14 protein-coding genes are annotated in these 17,942 nt (G+C 75.1%); 8 read left to right on the top strand and 6 right to left on the bottom strand.

Annotation, left to right across the window (positions count from 1 at the left end; genetic code table 11):
* Positions 1-15: 15 nt before the first annotated feature.
* Together ACZ6Y7_RS21425 and ACZ6Y7_RS21420 are read right to left on the bottom strand one after the other, a co-directional pair.
* On the bottom strand, positions 16-954 hold the full coding sequence (locus tag ACZ6Y7_RS21425; RefSeq protein WP_465759489.1) for a GNAT family N-acetyltransferase: 939 nt from the start codon (positions 952-954) through the stop codon (positions 16-18).
* A 60-nt stretch (positions 955-1,014) separates the two neighbouring features.
* A complete protein-coding gene (locus tag ACZ6Y7_RS21420) occupies positions 1,015-2,292 on the bottom strand; it encodes an SAV2148 family HEPN domain-containing protein (protein ID WP_465759488.1) in 1,278 nt (425 codons plus the stop codon).
* 418 nt (positions 2,293-2,710) lie between these two features.
* Here ACZ6Y7_RS21420 and glgX point away from each other — a divergent pair, with 418 nt between their 5' ends.
* The 3 genes from glgX to treZ all read left to right on the top strand — a co-directional run bounded on the left by glgX (position 2,711) and on the right by treZ (position 9,396).
* Positions 2,711-4,858 (top strand): glycogen debranching protein GlgX, encoded by a 2,148-nt coding sequence (gene glgX / locus ACZ6Y7_RS21415; RefSeq protein ID WP_465759487.1) that lies wholly within the window; start codon positions 2,711-2,713, stop codon positions 4,856-4,858.
* Between the two features lie 201 nt (positions 4,859-5,059).
* Complete coding sequence (gene treY, locus ACZ6Y7_RS21410) at positions 5,060-7,666, top strand: malto-oligosyltrehalose synthase (RefSeq protein ID WP_465759486.1); 2,607 nt, start codon at positions 5,060-5,062, stop codon at positions 7,664-7,666.
* Entirely contained in the window at positions 7,666-9,396 is a 1,731-nt protein-coding gene (gene treZ, locus ACZ6Y7_RS21405) for a malto-oligosyltrehalose trehalohydrolase (RefSeq protein WP_465759485.1), read from the top strand. The genes treY and treZ overlap by 1 nt, the downstream gene beginning before the upstream one ends.
* 76 nt (positions 9,397-9,472) lie before the next feature.
* Here treZ and ACZ6Y7_RS21400 read toward each other — a convergent pair whose 3' ends face one another.
* Together ACZ6Y7_RS21400 and ACZ6Y7_RS21395 are read right to left on the bottom strand one after the other, a co-directional pair.
* Complete coding sequence (locus tag ACZ6Y7_RS21400) at positions 9,473-10,366, bottom strand: transketolase family protein (protein ID WP_465759484.1); 894 nt, start codon at positions 10,364-10,366, stop codon at positions 9,473-9,475.
* 119 nt (positions 10,367-10,485) lie between these two features.
* Positions 10,486-11,211, bottom strand: a complete 726-nt coding sequence (locus tag ACZ6Y7_RS21395) for a transketolase (RefSeq protein WP_465759483.1) — start codon at positions 11,209-11,211, stop codon at positions 10,486-10,488.
* Between the two features lie 57 nt (positions 11,212-11,268).
* On the opposite strand from ACZ6Y7_RS21395, the gene soxR reads away from it, so the two are divergent.
* The 5 genes from soxR (at position 11,269) to ACZ6Y7_RS21370 (ending at position 16,002) form a co-directional block, all read left to right on the top strand.
* On the top strand, positions 11,269-11,817 hold the full coding sequence (gene soxR / locus ACZ6Y7_RS21390; RefSeq protein ID WP_465759482.1) for a redox-sensitive transcriptional activator SoxR: 549 nt from the start codon (positions 11,269-11,271) through the stop codon (positions 11,815-11,817).
* 43 nt (positions 11,818-11,860) lie between these two features.
* Positions 11,861-12,787: a phosphotransferase family protein gene (locus tag ACZ6Y7_RS21385; RefSeq protein ID WP_465759481.1), complete on the top strand. Its 927-nt coding sequence runs from the start codon at positions 11,861-11,863 to the stop codon at positions 12,785-12,787.
* Positions 12,788-12,842: 55 nt separating this feature from the next.
* Positions 12,843-13,328, top strand: a complete 486-nt coding sequence (locus ACZ6Y7_RS21380) for a class I SAM-dependent methyltransferase (protein WP_465759480.1) — start codon at positions 12,843-12,845, stop codon at positions 13,326-13,328.
* Positions 13,329-13,364: 36 nt separating this feature from the next.
* Entirely contained in the window at positions 13,365-14,624 is a 1,260-nt protein-coding gene (locus ACZ6Y7_RS21375; RefSeq protein WP_465759479.1) for an alpha/beta hydrolase, read from the top strand.
* Between the two features lie 565 nt (positions 14,625-15,189).
* Positions 15,190-16,002 carry a hypothetical protein gene (locus ACZ6Y7_RS21370; protein WP_465759478.1) on the top strand — a complete coding sequence of 271 codons (813 nt, stop codon included), beginning with the start codon at positions 15,190-15,192 and terminating at the stop codon, positions 16,000-16,002.
* A 307-nt stretch (positions 16,003-16,309) separates the two neighbouring features.
* Here the strand turns inward: ACZ6Y7_RS21370 and ACZ6Y7_RS21365 are convergent, their stop codons facing one another.
* On the bottom strand, positions 16,310-16,867 hold the full coding sequence (locus tag ACZ6Y7_RS21365) for a hypothetical protein (RefSeq protein WP_465759477.1): 558 nt from the start codon (positions 16,865-16,867) through the stop codon (positions 16,310-16,312).
* Positions 16,868-17,036: 169 nt separating this feature from the next.
* Positions 17,037-17,936, bottom strand: coding sequence for a LysR family transcriptional regulator (locus tag ACZ6Y7_RS21360; protein ID WP_465759675.1), 900 nt, complete (start codon positions 17,934-17,936; stop codon positions 17,037-17,039).
* Positions 17,937-17,942 lie beyond the last annotated feature (6 nt).

Raw genomic sequence — 17,942 nt, 5'->3', positions numbered from 1 at the left:
GCCCCTCCGCCCCTCCTACGCCGCGCCGGTGAGCCGCCGGGCCTCGGTGAGAACGTCCGCGTCGATCTCCTCGCGGCTGCGGGAGTGGACGCCGAGCAGGTCGTACTCGTCGTCGAGGCAGGAGAGCGGGTCGGCCGGGTCCAGCTGGTGCCCGAAGCGCTGGTGGACGGCACGGGTCAGCTCCCTCGGCGTCAGGTCCCCGTCCAGGAAGCGGGCGGCGAGCGCCCGCAGTGCCGCTTCGGCGGCGGAGCCGCTGCCGGCGGGATGGAAGACCAGGCCCTGCTCGGCCAGCGCGGGCGGCAGCAGCACGGGCAGTTCGGTGGCGGCCTCGCCGTACGAGCAGGCGGCCAGTTCGCGCAGGGCCGGGCCGTCCAGCCCGACGACGAGCGCCTCGCAGGCCGCGTCGATCACCGCCCGGCCGGCGGCGGCCCCGGTGCTCCACAGGGCGGCCCAGTCCTGGAGGCGGGTGCGCGCCTGCTCGGGAGTGGCCGCGGGGACGGGCTCGGGGGCCGGGCGGTACATGTGGACGTCGACCGGGTCCTCGTGGACGACGGTGAAGCCGTGCCGCGCGTACAGCCGCTGGGCGGCGCTGCCCCGCAGGACGACGAGGTGCACCGGCTCGCCGGCGGCGTCGGCCTCGGCGAGGAGGCGGCGCAGCACGTCGCTGCCGAGGCCGCGGCCCTGGAGGTGCGGGGCCAGGTAGAACAGCTCCAGGTGGCGTCCGCCCCGCCCGTCGGGGCGGACGGTGACGGAGCCCGCGAAAGCGCCGTCGACCAGCAGCACGGACGTCCACCTGGTGGAGAAGGAGTCCGCCACCCGCCGGCGGGAGCGGTCCGGGTCCCAGCGGCCGAGGCGTTCCAGGTCGGCGCGCATGACCTGGTCCTTGAGGTCGGTGATGCGTTCGAGGTCGGCGAGCGCGGCGGGTACCAGGGTCCAGGCGGGAAGGCTGTTCACGGCCCGCAGTCTGGCAGCGCCCGCACCGCCCCGACCAGTGGGTTTCTCGGGATGCGGGCCTCAGGACACCGGTCGGGAGTCCGCCCAGACCCCCTCGAACTCCTCGCGGTAGACCTCCAGCAGCCCCGGTTCGGTGCCGCCGGGCTGCTGTCCGGCGCCGCCGCGCAGCACCAGCGCCGGGGACTCCATGCCGCGGGAGCGGCGCAGGTAGGGCTGAATGACGCCGAGGTCGCGGCCCTGCCGGCGGCCGCCCGCCTGCCCGGTGGTGCGCGGGCCCTCGACCAGGTAGGCGGTGAAGCGCGGGGTCTCGTCGAAGACCCGGATCTCGAAGCCGCCCTGGTCCCGCAGCCGGGCCCGCACCCGCCGCACGTGCATGATGTTCATCTCGATCGAGCGGGACAACTCGCTGCGGCCGAGGCCCAGTTCGCGTTCGCGGCGGCGCACCGCGCTGCTCGCCGGGTTGAGGAACAGCAGCCGCACCCGGCAGCCCTCCCCGGCGAGGCGCACCAGCCGCTTGCCGGTGTAGTTCTGGCAGAGCATGCCGAGGCCGATGCCGAGCGCGTCCAGCCGGCGGGCGCCGTCCAGCAGGTCCTCCACCGGCAGGTCGCGCTGCAGCCGGACCCGGTCGGCGTGCACCGCGACCACGTCCGCGTACCGGCCGGCCACCAGGGACTCCACCACGTCGGCGGGCACCCCGCCCGCGCCGCCGTCCAGCACGGCCAGCAGCCGGGCGGCGGCCCGCTCGGTCTGCGCCAGGACAGTCTGGGTGAGCACCCGGTTGCGGGAGACCACGTGCCGGGCCACCTCCAGCTCGTCCAGCGCGAGCTCGATCTCGCGCCGGTCGGCCAGGTACGGCTCGAAGCAGGGCCAGTGCTGGACCATCAGCTCGCGCAGCTGGGGCAGGGTGAGGAAGACCAGCGGGTCGTCGTCGGCCGGGTCGAGCAGGTAGCCCTTGCGGCGGCTGACCTCGCGCACCGCCCCGGCCCGGTGCGCCCACTCCTCGCCGGCCGGTCCGGCGGCGGCGGTGACCCAGTCCTCGCCGTGGGCGGGGGCGTAGATGGGGTGCAGCACCTCGTCCACCAGGGAGCGCAGCCGCTGCTCGACCAGGTTGAGCCAGACGTAGGCGCGGCCGGACAGCCGGACCCGCTGGTAGGCGTCCTCCCACTCCGCGCCGGACCAGGCCAGCGCGGGCACCTCGACCGGGCCGCTCTGGGCGGGCACCAGCGCGCGGCCGGTCAGGGTGGGACGCATGACGACCGTGGGCGCCTCGCTGCGGCCCGCGCCCCGGTCCGGGACGTCGGGCCCGGAGCCACGGCCGCCGCCAGCGGGGAACACCATGCGCCACCTCATCTGCGGCTGACCCCCGCGGAGACGGGGGCCCTTGACGGGCCGTTGACAGAACACCGGGTCGGCCGGGGCGGCCGGACGATCAAGGGTACTGCCGATCGAGAGCCGACCGCAGCCGGATGGCCGACGGTCACGCCGCGCACCCGGGGCGGGGTCGCGGCCGCACCAGCGGCACCACTCTTCACACGAATGCCCGACGGACACTCGTTCGGACCAACCCGGGCCGGTTCTCCCGGCCGCCGAGGAAGGGCTCGGGGAGTATGCGGGCTGTGCCGTGCGTCACGGCACGCGAGCACCGCACATGTCCGGCCGCCCGGCCGGGCAGAGAGCGTCCGAGTCCGGACAGACTGCCGGACTTATTGTCGGACTACATGCCAGTTTTCTTCGGCAGTAAGGAAGTTGAGGAGTCATGCAGGTCTGGCCCGGCACGCCCTACCCCCTCGGTGCCACCTACGACGGGGCCGGTACCAACTTCGCCGTGTTCTCCGAGAGCGCCGACCGCATCGAGCTGTGCCTGCTCGACCAGGACGGCTCCGAGACCGCCGTCGAACTGCGCGAGACGGACGCCTTCGTCCGGCACGCCTACCTCCCGGGCATCCAGCCCGGCCAGCGCTACGGCTTCCGCGTCCACGGCCCCTACAACCCGGGCCTGGGCCAGCGGCACAACAGCGCCAAGCTGCTCCTGGACCCGTACGCCAAGGCGATGAGCGGCCACATCGACTGGGACGAGTCGGTCTACGGCTACCACTTCGGCGCGCCCGAGCGCCGCAACGACCTCGACTCCGCCCCGCACACGATGCACTCGGTGGTGATCAACCCGTACTTCGACTGGGGCACCGACCGCCCGCCGCGCACCGACTACCACCGCACCGTGATCTACGAGGCCCACGTCAAGGGCCTCACCCGGCTGCACCCGGGCATCCCCGAGGAGATCCGCGGCACCTACGCCGGCCTGGCCCACCCGGCGGTGATCGAGCACCTGGCCAAGCTCGGCGTCACCGCGATCGAGCTGATGCCGGTGCACCAGTTCGTCCGCGACCACCGGCTGCGCGACCTCGGCCTGGCCAACTACTGGGGCTACAACACCATCGGCTTCTTCGCCCCGCACTCCTCCTACTCCTCCACCGGCGACCGCGGCCAGCAGGTGCAGGAGTTCAAGTCCATGGTCAAGGCGCTGCACGCGGCCGGGATCGAGGTGATCCTGGACGTCGTCTACAACCACACCGCCGAGGGCAACCACCTCGGCCCGACGCTCTCGCTGCGCGGCCTGGACAACGTCTCCTACTACCGCCTCGCCCAGGACCAGCGCTTCTACGAGGACACCACCGGCACCGGCAACAGCCTGCTGATGCGCAGCCCGCACGTGCTCCAGCTGATCATGGACTCGCTGCGCTACTGGGTCACCGAGATGCACGTGGACGGCTTCAGATTCGACCTCGCCGCCACGCTCGCCCGCCAGTTCCACGAGGTGGACCGGCTCTCGTCCTTCTTCGACCTGGTCCAGCAGGACCCGGTGGTCTCCCAGGCCAAGCTGATCGCCGAGCCCTGGGACCTCGGCGAGGGCGGCTACCAGGTCGGCAACTTCCCCCCGCTGTGGACGGAGTGGAACGGCATGTACCGGGACACCGTGCGCGACCTGTGGCGCGGCGAGAACGCCACCCTCGCCGAGTTCGGCTCCCGGCTCACCGGCTCCTCCGACCTCTACCAGGACGACGGCCGCCGCCCGATCGCCTCCATCAACTTCGTGACCTGCCACGACGGCTTCACCCTGCGCGACCTCGTCTCCTACAACGAGAAGCACAACCAGGCCAACGGCGAGGACAACCGCGACGGCGAATCCTTCAACCGCTCCTGGAACTGCGGCGTCGAGGGGCCCACCGACGACCCGGCCGTCGAGGAGCTGCGGGCCCGCCAGCAGCGCAACTTCATCGCCACCCTGATGCTCTCCCAGGGCGTGCCGATGCTCTCGCACGGCGACGAGCTCGGCCGCACCCAGCTCGGCAACAACAACGCCTACTGCCAGGACAACGAGCTCACCTGGGTGCACTGGCCCGAGGGCGACGGCCCGCAGGCGCGGCTGCTGGAGTTCACCCAGGGGATGATCTGGCTGCGCCGCGACCACCCGGTGTTCCGGCGGCGGCGCTTCTTCCACGGGCGGCCGGTCTCCGGGCGGCAGGGCGCGGCCGCCCCGGCCTCCGGCGGCTTCGACGACCTCACCGACATCGCCTGGTTCACCCCCACCGGCGAGGAGATGACCAAGCGCAACTGGGGGGCCAGCTACGCCAAGTCGCTGACGGTCTTCCTGAACGGCTACGCGATCTCCGAACCGGACCGGCGCGGCGGGCGGATCGTCGACGACTCCTTCCTGCTGATGTTCAACGCGCACTTCGAACCGCTGGAGTTCACCGTGCCCGCCGACCACGGCCAGGAGTGGCAGGTCGTGGTGGACACCGCGCAGCCCCGGCTGCCCGCCCCGGGCACCGGCGCGCGGGTCAAGGCGGGGGACAGCCTCTGGCTCGTCGACCGCTCGCTGATGGTGCTGCAGCGACCGGCCTAGGTCTGCCCTGGCCTGCCCTGGCCTGCCCTGGCCTGTCCTGCCCTGTCCTGTTCCTGCGGATCTTGCCGGGCGGGCGGCGCCGGACAGCCGGCCGCCGGGCCCCGCCCGCACCGGCCGGTACCGGTCACGGGCGCCGGGCGCTCACCTGTTCGGATCAGCAGCGGGTCTTGGCGGCGGGCTCCCCCGGGTACCTATGGAGCTATGACCTCCGCCGCCGAGCCCGCCCAGCCCCGCCCGGCCGTCAACCCTCCCGGGGGCCCGCCCACCGCCACCTACCGCCTCCAGCTCCAGCCCGGATTCACCCTCCACGACGCCACCGCCGCCGTCCCCTACCTGGCCGCCCTCGGCGTGTCCCACCTGCACCTCTCCCCGCTGCTGGAGGCCGCCCCCGGCTCCACCCACGGGTACGACACCGTCGACCACACCCGGATCAGCGAACAGCTCGGCGGCGAGGCGGCGCTGCGCGCGCTGGCCGCCGCCGCGCACCGGCACGGCCTGCGGCTGATCGCCGACGTGGTGCCCAACCACATGGCCGTGCCCGTCCCCGAGCGGCTCAACCGCCCGCTCTGGGAAGTCCTGCGGGACGGGCCGGACTCCCCGTACGCGCGCTGGTTCGACATCGACTGGACCGCCCAGCCCGGCCCCGTCGACGCCCCCGGGCGCGGCCGGCTGCTGCTGCCGCTGCTCGGCGACCGGCTCGGCGCCGTCCTGGACCAGCTGACCGTCGACGGCCGGACCCTGCGCCACCACCGGCACGAGCTGCCGCTGCGCCCCGGCACCGAGCACCTGCCGCTGCCCGAGCTGCTCGCCCGCCAGTGGTACCGGCTCGCCTGGTGGCGGCTGGCCCGCACCGAGCTCAACTACCGGCGGTTCTTCACCGTCAACGACCTGATCGCGCTGCGGGTCGAGGACCCGGAGGTGTTCGCCGCCACCCACTCCGTGCTGCTGGGGCTGTACGCGGACGGCGTCCTGGACGGCTTCCGGATCGACCATCCGGACGGCCTCGCCGACCCGCGCGGCTACCTGCGCCGGCTCGCAGCCGCCACCGGCGGGGCGTCAGCTACCGCCGGCGGGGCATCGGGGACCACCGGGACCACCGGCGAGGCGTCGGGGACCACCGGCGAGGCGTCGACGGACGGGGGCGCGGCAGCGGCGGACGGGGACCGGACGGCGCCGGCCGCCTCTGGCGCGTACGTCGTCGTCGAGAAGATCCTCACCGGCGACGAGCGCCTCCCCGAGGACTGGCCGGTCGCCGGCACCACCGGCTACGACGCGCTGCGCCGGATCGACGGCGTGCTCACCGACCACGCCGGCGCCTGCCGCCTCGCCGGGGCGTACGAGTCCTTCCTGCGCGGCCCCTTCCCGCCCGGCGGCCCGGCCCGCGACCTCTGCGAGGACCCGCACCCGGCGATCGCCGCCGCCCGGCGCGGCCGGGCCGACATGACCGGGCCGGACGGCGAGCTCGCCGCCGAGGTCGAACGGCTGGTGCGGATCGCGCTGCGGATCGGCGCCGCCGAGCCCGCGCACGCCGACCACGCGCCCTGGCAGCTGCGCGCGGCACTCGGCCGGCTGCTCACCGGCTACCCCGCGTACCGGCCGTACGCGCGGCCCGGCGAGGTGGTGCCCGCCGCCTCGGAGCAGCAGCTGCGGGCCGCCCTGGACGGCTCCACCGATCCGACCGACCGGCTGCTGGCCGCCCTGGCGCTCGGCGAGCTGGGGCGCGGCCCCGACCACGACGAGTTCTGCGTCCGCTTCGCCCAGACCGCCGCCGCGGTGGCCGCCAAGGGCGTCGAGGACACCGCCTTCTACCGCTGGAACGCGCTGCCCGGGCTCAACGAGGTCGGCGGCGAGCCCGCCCGGCCCGGCCTTCGTCCGGCGGAGTTCCACGACTGGTGCCGCCGCCAGGAGCGCGACTGGCCGCACGGCATGACGGTGCTCTCCACCCACGACACCAAGCGCAGCGCCGACGCCCGCGCCCGGCTCGCCGTCCTCGCCGAGCAGCCCGAGGCCTGGGCCGCCGAGGCCTCCGCCTGGTCCACCGCGGCCGGGCCGGCCGCCCCCGGACTCGACCGGGACGCCGACTGGCTGCTCTGGCACACCCTGGTCGCCGCCTGGCCGATCAGCCCGGACCGGCTGGTCGCCGCGCTACTCAAGGCCGTCCGCGAGGCCAAGCTGCACACCTCCTGGACCGAGCCCGAGCCGCGCTACGAGCGGGCGCTGGAGGACCGGGCCCGCGCCGTCCACGGCAACCCCGGGCTGCTCCCCCGGATCGAGGGCACGGTGCACGCCCTCGCCCCCTACGCCCGCTCCAACACCCTCTCCGCCGCCCTGCTGCACCTCACCGTGCCCGGCGTGCCCGACCTCTACCAGGGCAGCGAGGAGCCGCTGTACACCCTGGTCGACCCGGACAACCGCGGCGTGGTGGACTTCGGCCGGCTCGCCGTCCGGCTCACCGACTCGGCCACCGCCCGCCCCGGCGACCTCGCCCGGGAGAAGCTGCACCTCACCACCAGGGCACTGCACCTGCGCCGCGCCCGTCCGCTCGGCACCTACCGCCCGCTGGACGCGACGGGCCCCGCCGCCGACCACCTGCTGGCCTTCGCCCGCGGGGACGACGTGGTCACCGCCGTCACCCGGCTGCCCTACGGGCTGGAGCGGTCGGGCGGGTGGCGCGGCACCGTGCTGGACCTGCCGGCGGGCCGGCCGTGGACGGACGAGCTGACCCTGCGGAGCTTCCCGGCGGGCCCGGTCCCGGTGGCCGAGCTGCTGGCCGACTCCCCGGTGGCCCTGCTGACGAGGAGGGGCTGATGGCGGCCTACGAAGTGTGGGCGCCCGCGGCCGCCTCCCGCGTCAGCGTCGACGTCGACGGCGTGGAACACCCGCTGCAGCGCTGCGCGGAGCGCGCGGGCTGGTGGTCCGGCGAGGCCCCGGCGGGCGACTACGCCTTCCGCCTGGACGGCGGCCCGCCGCTGCCCGACCCGCGCTCCGCCTGGCAGCCGCACGGCCCCGACGGCCCCAGCCGGCGGGTGGACCACGCCGCGTTCCGCTGGTCCCGGACCGGCTGGCGCGGCCGCGCGCTGCCCGGGGCGGTGCTGTACGAGCTGCACGTCGGCACCTTCACCGCGCGCGGCACCTTCGACGCCGCCGCCGAACAGCTGGACCACCTGGTCGAGTTGGGCGTGGACTTCGTCGAGCTGATGCCGGTCTGCCCGTTCCCCGGCCGGCACGGCTGGGGCTACGACGGGGTCTCGCTCTGGGCCGTCCACGAGCCCTACGGCGGGCCGGAGGGGCTCAAGCGCTTCGTCGACACCGCCCACCGCAAGGGCCTGGGCGTCGTCCTCGACGTCGTGCACAACCACCTCGGCCCGTCCGGCAACTACCTGCCGCTCTTCGGCCCGTACTTCACCGACCGGCACCACACCCCGTGGGGCTCCGCGGTGAACCTGGACGCGCCCGGCTCGGACGAGGTCCGCGCGTACCTGATCGGCAGCGCGCTGGCCTGGCTTCGCGACTACCGGATCGACGGCCTGCGGCTGGACGCCGTGCACGCCCTCGCGGACGACCGGGCCGTCCACTTCCTGGAGGAACTCTCCCACGAGGTCGAGAAGTTGGCCGTCGCCACGAACCGTCCGCTGTTCCTGGTCGCCGAGTCGGACCTCAACACCCCGCGCACCACCGCCCCGCGCGCGGCCGGCGGCCAGGGCCTCACCGCCCAGTGGAGCGACGACTTCCACCACGCCCTGCACTGCGCGCTCACCGGCGAATCCCAGGGCTACTACGGGGACTTCGCGCGCGCCCCGCTCGCCGCCGTCGCCAAGACCCTCACCCGGGGCTTCTTCCACGACGGCACCTGGTCCTCCTTCCGCGGCCGCCGGCACGGGCGCCCCTTCCCCACCACCGAGGGCCACCGACTGCTCGGCTACCTGCAGACCCACGACCAGGTCGGCAACCGGGCGCTCGGGGACCGCCTCTCCACCACGCTCCCGGCCGGCCGACTGGCCTGCGGCGCCGCCCTGGTGCTCACCTCGCCGTTCACCCCGATGCTGTTCATGGGCGAGGAGTGGGGCGCCGCCACCCCGTGGCAGTACTTCACCGACCACACCGACCCGGACCTCGCGGAGGCCGTCCGGCAGGGGCGGCGGCGGGAGTTCGCCGACCACGGCTGGGCCGCCGAGGCCGTCCCCGACCCGCAGGAGCCCGCCACCGTGCTGCGCTCCGTCCTGGACTGGACCGAGCCCCGGCGCTCCCCGCACTCCGAACTGCTCGCCTGGTACCGGACGTTGATCCGACTGCGGCGCGCGCGGCCGGAACTCGCCGACCCGGACCTCGGGGCGGTGCGCACCGACTTCGACGAGGCGGCGGGCTGGCTGGTGGTGCACCGCGGGCCGTACCGGGTCGCGGTCAACCTCGGCGCGCGGGAGGCCGCGCTGCCGCTGGGGGGCACCGGGCGCGAGCTGGTCGCGGCCTTCGGCCCGGCGGCGCTCGACGGGACGGCGGTGCGGGTGGGGGCGGACGCGGTGGCCGTGGTCGCGGTGTAGCCCGCGGCGGCCGGGGTCCCGCCGCGGCCCGCAGGGGCCGGGGCCGCGGGGTCGCCCGCAGCGGCACGGCTCACGCTCACCAGAGGAAGGTGCCGATCCGCTCCCGCAGCGCCGGGGCGTCCAGGCCGTAGGCCGCCAGGTGCTCGGCGATCGACCCGTAGTGCCGGTGCTCCTCGCGCGGCACACCCAGGCCCAGCACCCGGTGCGGGCGGTCGGCCAGCGCCTCGTGCGCCTCCCCGGCCGAGGTGCCCGCCAGGTACGGTTCGACCAGTACCACGTCCGCCCGGTCGCCGACGGCCGCGCGCAGCCCTGCGGCGTCGAAGGGGCGCACCGTCGCCGCGTACAGCACGGTGACGTCCAGGCCCTCGGTGGCCGCGAGCACCGCGTCCAGCATCGGCCCGACCGCCAGCACCACACCGCGGGTGCCGGTGCGGAGGGTGCTGAACCGGCCCGGCTCGACGGCCACCGGCTCCGCGTTCCGGTGCGCCGAGAGCCGGACGTACACCGTGCGGTCACCGTCCGCGTAGGCGTGCCGCAGCAGCTGCTCGGCCTCGTCCGGGTGGCCGGGGACGTGCACGGTCCAGTCCGGCAGGGTGTCCAGCAGGGCGACGTCCCCCGGCGCCATGTGGGTGCGGCCGCCGGCCGGCCAGTCGTACGAGCCGGCCGCGCTGACCAGGACGGCGCCGGCGCCCTGGTGGGTCAGGTCCAACTTGACCTGCTCGAAGGGCCGTTCGATCAGGAAGCTGGCGAAGGTGTGGGCGATCGGGCGCATCCCGCTGAGCGCGAGGCCGCCCGCGGCGCCGATCAGCAGCTGCTCCCGGATGCCCACGTTCACCACCCGGTCGGGATGGCGCTCCTGGGCCGGGGCGAAGGCGGCCGCGGTGATGTCGGCGAGCACCACGGCCAGCCGCGGGTCCTCGTCCAGCAGGCGGGTGGTGACGTCGACGAAACGGTCGCGCATGGTGTCCATCGGTGGGTTCCTCTCGGGGCCGGGTCTTCGCTCGGTCCGGTTCGGCGGGTGGGCCCGGCGGGGGTGCGGTACGGGTTCGACGGGGGTCCGGCGGGGGTTCGACAGGAGGCGGGTCGTGCTCAGGAGTCCTTGGGCTCCACCCGGGCGACCACCACGTGCGGGCGGCCCCGGTGCTCGGCGGTGAAGGCCCGGTACAGCGCCTCGTGGTCGCGGCCGTCCACCGTCGCGGTGGACCAGCCCTCGGCCGCGAAGCGCCGGGCGATGCCGCCCTGCCAGCCGTGGGTGGCCGAGGAGTTGTCGATCACCACGACGTGCAGCCGGTCCAGCCCGTACGCCCCGGCGAAGGCGACCGCCTCGTGGTTGGAGCCCTCGTCGAACTCGGCGTCGCCGACCAGGACCCACACCGCGGGCCCGGTCAGGCCCTGCGCCCGCAGCCCGAGCGCCGTGCCGACACCCAGCGGCAGACCGTGCCCGAGCGAGCCGGAGGCGATCTCCACCCCGGGCACCAGCGTGCGGTCCGGGTGGTGCCCGAGCGGCGAGTCGTAGCCGCCGAAGCCCGGCAGCAGCTCGGGGTCGAGGAAGCCCTTGGCCGCCAGCACCGCGTAGTACGCCATCGGGCCGTGCCCCTTGGAGAGCAGGAAGCGGTCCCGGTCCTGCGCCTCGGCGGTGGCCGGGGTGACGTCGAGGACCCGGTCGTACAGCACCCAGAGCGCGTCCAGGGTGGAGGTGGCGGCGGGGCCGTGCTTCTCGTCGCCGGTCATCAGGCCCATCAGGGCCGGCAGGTCCTCGAACCGGGCCTGCGGACGCGCCTCGGTCACGGTGTCCGCGATTGCGTTCGTCGTCATGACCCCGATCCTGCAACTTAAAGCCGACTTGAGGTCAACCGGCTACAGTGGGTGCCCATGACCGCCCTCCCCGACGGCCGCCGCGCCCCCGGCCCGCACCGCGGCGACCTGCTCACCATCGGCCAGCTCGCCGACCGCAGCGGCCTCGCCGCCTCCGCGCTGCGCTACTACGAGAGCCTCGGCCTGATCCACGCCACCCGCACCTCCGGCGGTCAGCGCCGCTACACCCGAGCCACCCTGCGCCGGATCGCCTTCGTCCGCGCCGCCCAGCGGGTCGGCCTCTCCCTGGAGGAGGCGAAGGTCGCCCTCGACCGCCTCCCCGAACGCCCCGCCCCCAGCGGCACCGAATGGGACCGGGTCGTCGAGTCCTGGCGGAGCCGGATCGACGAGCAGATCGCCGAACTCGAACTGATGAAGCGCAAGTTGTCCGGCTGCATCGGCTGCGGCTGCCTCTCGCTGTCCCGCTGCGCCCTCTACAACGCCGGCGACCGCGCCGCCGCGGCCGGCCCCGGCGCCCGCTACCTGCTCTCCCGCTCCCCGGCCGACGGACCCGAGCCGCTCTCCCCGGCCGCCGGCACCTGCGGCACCCCGGGGCAGGTGGGCTGAAAACGCGTTGCGGCACGGCCGTCGGTGCGCGTACGGTGCGCCCGTGCTGCCTTGGGTACGGACGGACGAGGAGTGGGACGCGGTCGTCCCCGACGAATCGGTGATGCGCCCCGGCGCCGAGGCGCTGTGCGCCCGGCTCGGCGTCGGCGGACTGCCGCTGGAACGCTTCGCGGAGGGCTCCGTCCCGGTGTACGCGGTGGGCGACGCGCACGTCCTCAAGCTGTTCCCCGCCGCCGGCGCCGAGGACGGCCTGGTCGAGGAGCGCGTCCTCGACCGGCTGCGCGGCGCACTGCCCATCCCCACCCCGGAACTCCGGGAGGCCGGCGCGTACGTCAACGGCTGGCGCTACGTGCTGATGTCCCGACTGCGCGGCGAGGGCCTCGCGCCCGCCTGGCCACGCGTCCCGCAGCCCGACCGGGAGCGGATCGCCCACGACTGCGGCGAGGCGCTCGCCGCCCTGCACGCCCTCGACCCCGGGCCGCTCGCCGACGCCCTCGGGCCCGGCGACTGGTCCGCCTTCCTGGCCCGTCAGCGGGCCGGCGCCGTCGCCCGCCAGCGCGAACGCGGCCTGTCGGAGGCCTGGCTGGAGCAGATCCCCGACTTCCTCGCCGCCGCCCCCCTGCCCACGGCCACTCCCCGACCCGCCCTGCTGCACACCGAGTTCATGCGCGAGCACCTGCTCGCCGACCCGGCCGACGGCTGGCGCCTCACCGGCCTGTTCGACTTCGAGCCCGCGATGATCGGCGACCCGGCCTACGACCTCGTCGCCGTCGGCCTCTTCACCACCCGCGCGGACCCCCACCTCCTCGGCCGGCTGCTGCGCGGCTACGGCGGCGACGTCGACCCCCGCCTGCTGATGGCGTACACCCTCCTCCACGTCTACAGCAACCTCCCCTGGTACCTGCGGGAGTTGCGGCCCTCGGCGACCACCCTGGACGCCCTCGCCGAGGAGTGGTTCGGCACCGCCTAGGACAGGGCTCGGACACCCCCGAGGTCCTTTCCGGACGATCTCGGCAGGTCCGGCGTTGCCGCCCCGGCCGGCGCACGGCACGCAGGAGGCCTCCGGCGGCGGGGCGTTCTTGGAGGAACGCGCCCGCGGGGCGAGCCTCGGAGCCGCCGGGCCGCGCTTCCACCGGGCGGACATCTTCGAGGCCGACCTCCCGCACGCCCACTACGACCTGGTCTACGACTCCGGCTGCCTGCACCACCTCCCGCCGCACCGCAGGATCAGCTACCTCGCGCTGCTCGACCGCGTCCTCGCGCCGGGCGGGCACTTCGCCGTCACCGTGTTCGCCGCCGGGGCGATGGGATCCGAACGGCCGGACGAGGAGCTGTACCGGCTCGGCGCCCTGGAGGGCGGGCTGGCCTACTCGCCCGAGGAACTCCGTTCGCTGTTCAGCGACTTGACCCCGCTGGAGCTGCGTCCGATGGCCGCCCAGGCCCCCGGATCGGCGCTCTTCGGCCTCCCCTTCCTCCTCACAGCCCTCTTCCAGCGACCTGCCAGTCTTTAACCGGCCTCTCATCCTGCCCGCCTAGCCTCCGGCCCCATGAACGTCTCGCTGCTCGACGGCTGGTTCCCGTGGACGGTCCGGGCGGCGGCCCTGGCGCTCCTCCTGGTCACGGTGGCCAGGCGGGACCGCGCCTGGCGGGTGAAGCGGGGCCCGATCGCGTTCGGGACGGCGCTGGTGGTCACCGCCGTCGCCGCCGTGGCCGTGCCGGCCCTCAGCGGGATCACCGACCCGATCCCGTACGGGGTGTGGCTGTGGAGCGGGGTCGCGGTCGCCGCGCTGTGCGTGCTCGGGTTCGGCTGGCGCGGCGCACGGTGGTGGCGACGGGCGCTCGTGGCCCCGACCGTCCTGCTGGCGCTGTTCTGCGCGGCGAACAGCGTGAACATCGCCACCGGCTACTACCCGACCCTGGGGGACGCGGTCGGCGAGCTCGGCGGGCAGCCGCTGCCGGACCAGATCACGCTCGCCGAACTCGCCTCCGTCCACGGGAAGACGAAGACCGGACGCATCGTCCAGGTCGACATACCGGACACCGGTGGCGGCTTCCCCCACCGCCAGGAGCTGGTCTACCTGCCGCCCGCCTGGTTCCGCAGCCAGAACCGGCCCAAGCTCCCGGCGCTGGAGATGATCGGCGGCGAGTTCGCCGCACCGGACAACTGGATCCGCTCCGGCAACGCCGTGAAGACGGCCGACGACTTCGCCGCCCGGCACAACGGCTTCGCGCCGATCCTGGTCTTCGTGGACGCCACCGGCGGCTTCCGGGTGGACACCGAGTGCGTGGACGGCCCGCACGGCCACGCCGAGTCCCACCTGGTCAAGGACGTCCCGCCGTTCGTGCAGAAGACCTTCAACGCCGCCACCGACCCGCACAAGTGGGGCGTGGCCGGCTGGTCGATGGGCGGCACCTGCGCCTTCGACCTCACCGTCGAACACCCGGGCGTGTTCACCCACTTCGGCGACTTCTCCGGCGACAAGGGGCCGTTCATCGGCGACAAGGACCACACCGTCCAGGAGCTGTACGGCGGGGACGCCGCGGCCTGGGCGGCCCACGACCCGCTGACCGTCCTCGCCCACCATCCCAAGTACCAGGGCGTCTCCGGCTTCTTCGGGCAGGGCGACGAGGAGCACGGCCAGATCGAGTCGGCCAAGGCCCTGGAGGCGGCCGCCCGGAAGGACGGCATCCGCACCGTCTCCGCCGTCGGCTCCGGCAAGCACACCTGGCAGACCGGCGCCGCGACCTTCGCCCAGGCCCTCCCCTGGCTCGCCCAGCAGCTCGGCGTCCCGGGCACCCACGCCTAGCGCGTCTCGGCCCCGGCCCTCCCGGCGGCGTCCCGGGCGTGCCCGTCGAGGGGAAGCCTTGGTGTCCGCGTCCGCCCGTGCCCCGCCGGTGCCCCGCCCACCGGCGGGCCCGAGGACGTCGTACGGGCCCGCAGCACCGCACGCCGGCAGCGCGGATACGCCGTCCCGGAGGGCGCACGACGACCGCCGCGCGCCCCGGAGATCCCGGCGCGCCGTCATCACTCCCGCCGCACCCGCACACACGTTCCCCACCTGTGCCCTGCAACCGCGCGGGGCGCGCGAGCGTCCGCCGGAAACCCGCTTTGCTCCCGGCCGCCCCTTGGCATAAGTTTCGACCGCCGTCGACGCAGCACCGGCGCTGACCGCCCCTCAGACCCGAGGCGGGCGGCGGCGACCAGGAGCCGGACGGCAGCACGTCAACGGGGGAGGAACAGCCATGCCGAGTGCCCGCGACCACGGATCGCCCGGGCGACGGGGACGGACGGGCGGCGCGACGCACCCGCGGCCCGCGGCCGGAGCGCGCCCGACCCCGATCCACGCCACCGGACCCGTGAGGAATCGTCAGTTGCGCAGCACCCGACTGGTCACCGCCACCGCCGCAGCCCTCGTCTGCCTGGGCACCCTCAGCGCCTGCGGACCGGACGACAGCGGCCAGGACGCCGGCAAGACCGCCGCCCCCGCACCGTCCGCCACCGCGGCCGCTCCGGCCGGCTCCGGACCCGGCGCCCCCGCCACCGGCGCCCCCAAGCCCGCGGGCACTGGCGGCGCCGACGCCGCCAAGGGCATCCCGGCCAAGGCCTGGATGGACACCAAGAGCATCCCGATGGACGAGACCTACCACTACGCGCCGCTGGCGGCCAACGCCAAGCCGGGCAGCGGTCCGGTCCAGTTCAAGGGCATGGAGCTGTGCCACGCCCCGATCGCCAAGGACGACGAGTACGCGTTCGCCGGCACCGCCTCCGCGAAGGCCTCGGTCGGCTTCGGCGGCGACCGCTGGACGGCCCAGCAGACGCTGCTCTTCGTCGGCGACCCGACCCACAGCAGCGGCACCAAGCAGGCCACCAACATGGTCGACTCGCGGCTGACCGACGCGCTCAAGGGCTGCGCCAAGACGGCGCCCGGCGCGACCGTCAAGGTCAACAGCGCCGCGGACGCGCCGTACTTCGCCGCCGTCCTGACCGTTCCGCAGGCCGACGGCTCCACCGTCACCCTGCACGAGTACGCCGTCACCGACGGCGGGGCGGTCAGCGAGCTGTCCGTCTGGACCACCACCAAGGCGGGCGCCCAGCCCAAGGACGCCTGGAAGGCTCCCGAGGACAAGTACGTCGGCACCGGCATGACGGCGCCGATGTGCGAGGCCCTCCCGGGCTGCGGCTGATCCGGGGGCGCTCCGGGTGAGCGCCCACCCCCACAGACGGCCGTCCGGCCCGTCCGGCACAGGGGACCGGACGGGCCGGGCGGCTCCCGCACGTCCGCGCGCGGTGAACCGGCTTCACCGCGCGCGAGCGTCAGGCGACAGGACGGCAGGGCGGCAGCACCTCAGAGCGCCAGAGCCTCAGGGCGGCAGGGCGGCAGCACCTCAGAGCGACAGGGCCTCAGGGCGGCACGGCGACAGCGCCTCAGAGCGCCAGAGCCTCAGGGCGCCAGAGCTGCACGGCGCCGGGTCGCCCGCGAAGCCCGGGCCGCTAGAGCCCCAGGACGCTGAGCGCCGTGGTCCAGTCGGAGGCGATCGCGGCGCGGGCGTCGTCCAGGCCGACCTGCCCGCGGCACACCGCGTTCTTGAGCTTGGTCTCGACGGAGTCCTTGCTCTGCGCCGGCTGGTTGCCGTAGCGCGGCTCGGGCCACAGGTTGGCCGGGTCGCGCGGGGCGCCGCCGAGCTCCAGCGGGACGAGGTGGTCCTCCTCGTAGTCCGCCGTGCTGGTGTCCGCGTAGCCGTACGCGGCGATCTGCCGGACCTTCAGCGGGTTGGTGTAGCTGGTCGGCGGACGGACGGTGGCGGTCCAGCCGGAGACGCAGATGGTCTGCCCGATGGTGTCCTGGGTGACGTCCGGGTTGTACGCACCGGGGGTGCAGGACGGGTCGGGGAGCGGCAGGTAGTCCTGCGAACAACTCGCGGTGATCGCCGCGGACTTCGCGGCGGCGGCGGCCGCCGGGGCGGCGGCCTGGGCGGTGCCGGTGGCCAGGCCGGCCGCGGCGAGGGTGGCCGCCGCCGCGACGACGGTCAGGCGCTGACGGAGCATCATGGGGAAGTCTCCTGGGTCGGCCCGGTCGGTCACCGGGCGACTGTGCTCATGACACCACCGCGCACCCGACGACCGTCAGGCGCAGGACGTGAACGGTCGATGACTCCGCCTTCACAATCACCGCCCACCCGACCCCGGCCGACCTCCTGGCCCGCTCCCGGGGCACCGGTCAGGCCGGAACCGTCCGGCCCGCCTCCAGCAGCCGTGCCAGCAGCGCCGCCGGCCCCTCCGGGGGGCTGCCGTGCACCAGCTCGGTGCGGTGCACCAGCCGGGGCGCGGCGATCGGCGCCGACGCGACCCCGGGGGCCCCGGCCAGGACCGGTTCGGGCAGCAGCGTCAGCCCGTGCCCGGCGGCGACCAGGGCCAGCAGTCCGTGCAGGTCGGTGCCCTGGTAGCGGGTGGCGGGCCGGAAGCCGTCGACCCCGGCCGTCGCGCACAGCCGGGCCGCCGGCGGGGTGAGGTCGGGGGCGTCCAGCCAGCGGGCGGCGGAGAGGTCGGCGAGCGCGAGGCCGCCGCGGCCCGCCAGCGGGTGGCCGAGCGGCAGCGCGACGGCGACCGGCCGCTCGTCCACCGCGACGGTGCGCAGCGGACCGACGTCGGGCAGCGGCAGCGGGTCGCTGGGCGCGGCCAGTCCGTCGATCAGGGCGAGGTCGACCTCCCCGGTGGCGACCTGCGCGGGCAGCACGTCCTGGGCGAGCACCCGGACCACCGGTTCCACCCGCGGGTACGCCCGGCGCACCTCGCCGAGCGCGCGCCCCAGCTCCGCGCCGACCGCCAGCGGCGTGGCACCGAGAACCAGCCGCGCGCTCGGAGCGCCGACCAGGCGTGCGACGTCGGCGCGCGCCGCCTCCAGCCGGACCAGGAGCGGCGCCGCGTGCTCCAGCAACCGCCGCCCCGCCTCGGTCGGGCCGACCGGACGGCGGAGCAGCAGTGCCGTCCCGAGGTCCGCCTCGAGCGCGGCGATCTGCTGGGAGACGGCGGACTGGGTGTAGCCGAGCTGCCGCGCCGCGTCCGAGAAGGAGGCGACCCGGGCGACGGTGACGAAGGTGCGCAGCTGCTGGGGATCCACGGCGGT

It is taken from the genome of Kitasatospora sp. NPDC053308 (assembly GCF_055585785.1).
The sequence above is the reverse complement of the archived record's forward strand: the minus strand, read 5'-3'. Positions and strand labels throughout refer to the sequence as shown.